1 protein-coding gene is annotated in these 4457 nt (G+C 71.6%); it reads left to right on the top strand.

All coding sequences use genetic code 11. The features are described 5' to 3' along the window. Positions 1-4457: beta-ketoacyl synthase N-terminal-like domain-containing protein (locus ABZU75_RS45330; protein WP_355569419.1), on the top strand; the 4457-nt coding region annotated here is incomplete at both ends.

The following is a 4457-nucleotide window of genomic DNA, read 5'->3' as shown; positions in this document are numbered from 1 at the left end:
GGGTTGCGGTTGCCGTCCACGCTGGTGTTCGACTACCCGACGCCGGTGGTGCTGGCGGAGTTCCTGCTGGCCGAGTTGTTCGGTGAGGACGCCGACGTGGTCGTTCCCGTGTCGGTGGTGCCGGTCGCGGACGATCCGATCGTGATCGTGGGCATGGCGTGCCGTTATCCGGGTGGGGTGGCCTCGCCGGAGGATCTGTGGCGGTTGGTGGCCGAGGGCGGGGACGGGATCGGTGAGTTCCCGACGACGCGGGGCTGGGATCTGGGGGCGTTGTACAGCCCGGATCGGGAGAGCCAGGGCACCAGCTATGTGCACGAGGGCGGCTTTCTGGAGGGTGCCGCGCAGTTCGATCCGGGGTTCTTCGGGATCTCGCCGCGTGAGGCGCTGGCGATGGATCCGCAGCAGCGACTGCTGCTGGAGACGTCATGGGAGGCGATCGAGCGGGCGGGCATGGACCCGACCTCCTTGCGGGGCAGCCGCACGGGTGTGTTCGCCGGCGTGATGTATCACGACTACGGGATGAGCGTCGACCTCCCGCCGGAGGCGATGGGCTTCATCGGCACCGGTACGGCGGGCAGTGTCGCGACCGGCCGGGTCTCGTACGCGCTGGGGTTGGAGGGGCCGGCGGTGACGGTGGACACCGCGTGTTCGTCGTCGCTGGTGGCGATGCACATGGCGGCGCAGGCGCTGCGGTCTGGGGAGTGTTCGCTGGCGCTGGCCGGTGGTGTGACCGTGATGGCCACTCCGGGGGCGTTCATCGGTTTCAGTGCGCAGGGCGGGCTGGCCGGCGATGGGCGGTGTAAGTCCTACTCCGACGCGGCCGATGGGGTGAGCTGGTCGGAGGGCGTGGGTGTGCTGGTGCTGGAGCGGCTGTCGGACGCGCGCCGCAACGGGCACCAGGTGCTGGCGGTGGTGCGGGGGTCGGCGGTGAACCAGGACGGTGCGTCCAACGGGTTGACCGCGCCGAACGGTCCGTCGCAGCGGCGGGTGATTCGTCAGGCGCTGGCCGTGGCGGGCTTGAATCCCACCGAGGTGGACGCGGTCGAGGGGCATGGCACCGGCACCACGCTGGGCGACCCGATCGAGGCGCAGGCCCTGCTGGCGACGTACGGGCAGGACCGGCCGGAGGACCGTCCGCTGCTGCTCGGCTCGATCAAGTCGAACCTCGGTCACACCCAGGCGGCCGCGGGTGTGGCCGGTGTGATCAAGATGGTCATGGCGATGCGTCAGGGGGTGCTGCCCAGGACGTTGCATGTGGACGCGCCGTCGTCGCATGTGGACTGGGCCTCGGGTGCGGTGGAGTTGCTGACCGAGTCGGCAGAGTGGCCGCGGAACGGCCACCCGCGCCGGGCGGGTGTGTCGTCGTTCGGGATCAGCGGAACCAACGCCCACGTGATCCTCGAACAAGGGCCGGAAGCACCGGTAGGAGAAGACGCTTCGCAGGATCGGGCGCCGGCGGCTGATGCGGTGAGCGGTGTGGTTCCGATGCTGGTGTCGGGTCGTACGGCGGAGGCGTTGCGGGCGCAGGCCGGGCGGCTGGTCTCGCACGTGGAGGGCCGCGGTGAGGTGGCGCTGGCCGATACGGCGTTCTCGCTGGCCACGATGCGGTCGGTGTTCGAGCATCGGGCGGTGGTGCTGGCCGGCGACCGCGACGGTGTGCTGGCCGGGCTGGGTGCGCTGGCCGAGGACATGCCGGGTGCCGGTGTGGTGCGCGGGGTGGCGGCGACGCCGCCGCAGCTCGCCTTCCTGTTCACGGGTCAGGGCAGCCAGCGGGCTGGGATGGGCCGGGAGTTGTACGAGCGGTTCGCGGTGTTCGCGGCGGCGTTGGACGAGGTGATCGCCGAGCTGGACCCGCTGCTGGACGGGTCGTTGCGCGAGGTGCTGTTCGCCGAGCCGGGCAGCGAGCGGGCCGGGTTGCTGGATCAGACCGGGTGGGCGCAGCCGGCCCTGTTCGCGGTGGAGACCGCGCTGTTCCGGCTGGTCTCCTCGTGGGGAGTGCGGCCGAATGCGCTGGCCGGGCACTCGATCGGGGAGATCACCGCGGCCCATGTGGCCGGGGTGCTGTCGCTGGCCGACGCGTGTGCGTTGGTGGCGGCGCGGGCGCGGTTGATGCAGGCGCTCCCTGTAGGCGGGGCGATGGTGGCGGTGGCAGCGTCGGAGGAGGAGGTCGCCGAGCTGCTGGCCGGGCGTGAGAAGGAGGTGTCGATTGCGGCGGTCAACGGTCCGGCCTCGATGGTGATCTCAGGCACCGAGGAGGCGGTGCTGGAGATGGCCGCCGCGCTGGAGGAGCGTGGGGTCAAGACCCGGCGGTTGCGGGTGTCGCACGCGTTCCACTCGCCGTTGATGGACCCGATGCTGGAGGACTTCCGTGCCCTGGCCCGGACGTTGACCTACGGTGCGCCGCGGGTTCCGATTGTGTCCACCCTTACCGGGCAGGCGGCCACGGCCGAGCAGCTGTGCTCGCCGGACTACTGGGTGGAGCAGGTCCGCGGCGCGGTCCGCTTCGCCGACGGCATCCGCACGCTGCACGCGCGGGGCGTGCGGGCGTATCTGGAGCTGGGCCCCGATGGTGTGCTGACCGCCATGGCCGCCGATGCGGATGTGCACGAGTCGGACGCGGTGCTGGTGCCGATATTGCGTAAGGACCGCGACGAGCAGACGGCATCCATGACGGCGCTGGCCGAGCTGCATGTGCACGGGGTGCCGGTCGACTGGCTGGCGGTGCTGCCGGGCGGGCGCCGGGTCGATCTGCCGACCTACGCTTTCCAGCACCAGTGGTTCTGGCCGAACGCCAGGCAGAGCGGTGATGCCCGCGTTCTGGGCCTGACCGCGACGAGGCATCCGCTGCTGGGCGCGGCGATGCCGCGGGCCGACTCCGACGGGGTGGTGCTGACGGGTCGCTTGTCGGTGAGTGCGCAGCCGTGGCTGGCCGATTACGTGGTGGCGGGCTCGGTGGTGGTGCCGGGCACCGCGTTCGTGGAGCTGGCCGTGCGGGCAGGTGACCAGGTCGGCTGTGAGCTGGTGGAGGATCTGACACTGGATGTGCCGCTGCTGCTGAGTGAGGGTGAGGCGGCCGCTGTGCAGGTGTGGGTGGGCGCCTCTCAGGGGTCGGACCGCCGGACGGTGAGTGTGTACGCGCGTTCGGCGTATGCGGCCGATGACGTGCCGTGGGTGCGGCACGCGACCGGCGCTCTCACCACGGGTGCTTCGCCTGCCGAGCCGTTCGATGTGGCAGTGTGGCCGCCGGCCGGCGCGGCTGCGATCGAGCTGGACGGGCTGTATGAGGAGCTGGCGGAGGAGGGCTTGGGGTACGGCCCGGCGTTCCAGGGGTTGCGGGCGGCCTGGCGGCGTGATGACGAGGTGTTCGCCGAGCTGAGTTTGCCGGAGCAGGCCGGTGATGCGGCTCTGTTCGGGTTGCACCCGGCGCTGCTGGACGCGGCGCTGCACGTGGTGCCATTCGCCGGGCTGGACGATGCCGCGGGCGGCCGGTTGCCACAGTCCTGGGGTGGGGTGTGCCTGCACGCGGGTGGGGCGTCGGTGCTGCGGGTGCGGCTGGCCAGGACGGGCGGCGATGCGTTGTCGCTGAGCGCGGTGGATGCGGCCGGGGAGCCGGTGGTGTCGGCCCGGTCGGTGGTGCTGCGGCCGATGGCCGCCGAGCACTTGGCCGGCTCCGGCCCTCGTGGGGCCGGGTGGGACGCGCTGTTCCGGGTGGAGTGGCCTGCCGCGGGCGGCCTGCCGCAGGCCGACCAGGTGCCGGTGGCGGTGCTCGGCTTGGACGCCCTGGGTCTTGCCCCCGCGTTGCGGGGAGCCGGCGATCTGGCCGCGGAGCCTGGCGGGCACTTGGTGCCGGTGCATGTGGATTTGTCGTCATTGGTCGAGGCAGGTCCGGTCCCGGCAGTGGTGGTGACGGAGGTGGTCTCCGATCCGGCGGCCAAGGTGGTGGAGTCGGCGCATGCGCTGACCGCCCACGTGCTGGATCTGCTGCAGCGGTGGCTGGCGGATGAGCGGTACGCCGATTCGCGCTTGGTGTTCGTCACCCGGGGCGCGGTCGCGACCGATGATGGTGAGGTGGTGGCTGATCTTCCAGCCGCTGGGGCGTGGGGCCTTGTCCGCAGTGCCCAGTCGGAGAACCCGGGCCGGTTCGTGCTGGTCGACGTGGATGATCAGGAGTCCTCGCTGTCGGCCCTGCTCGGGGTGCCGGCCTCAGGTGAGCCGCAGGCGGCGGTACGCGAGGGTGAGCTGCGGGTTCCGCGGATGGCGCGGGTGGCGCCAGGATCTGATGTCGGCGACACGGTGGGCCTGGTCTGGGACCCGGAGGGCACGGTGTTGATCACTGGTGGTACCGGTGGTCTGGGTGCCCAATTCGCGCGGCATGTGGTGGCCGAGCGGGGTGTGCGGCATCTGCTGCTGACCAGTCGCCGGGGTCTGGAGGCTCCGGGTGCGGTGGAGTTGCAGGC

It is taken from the genome of Streptosporangium sp. NPDC005286, assembly GCF_040607515.1.
In the GTDB taxonomy this organism is placed as follows: Bacteria; Actinomycetota; Actinomycetes; order Streptosporangiales; family Streptosporangiaceae; genus Streptosporangium.
This window is presented reverse-complemented; position numbering and strand designations above follow the sequence as displayed.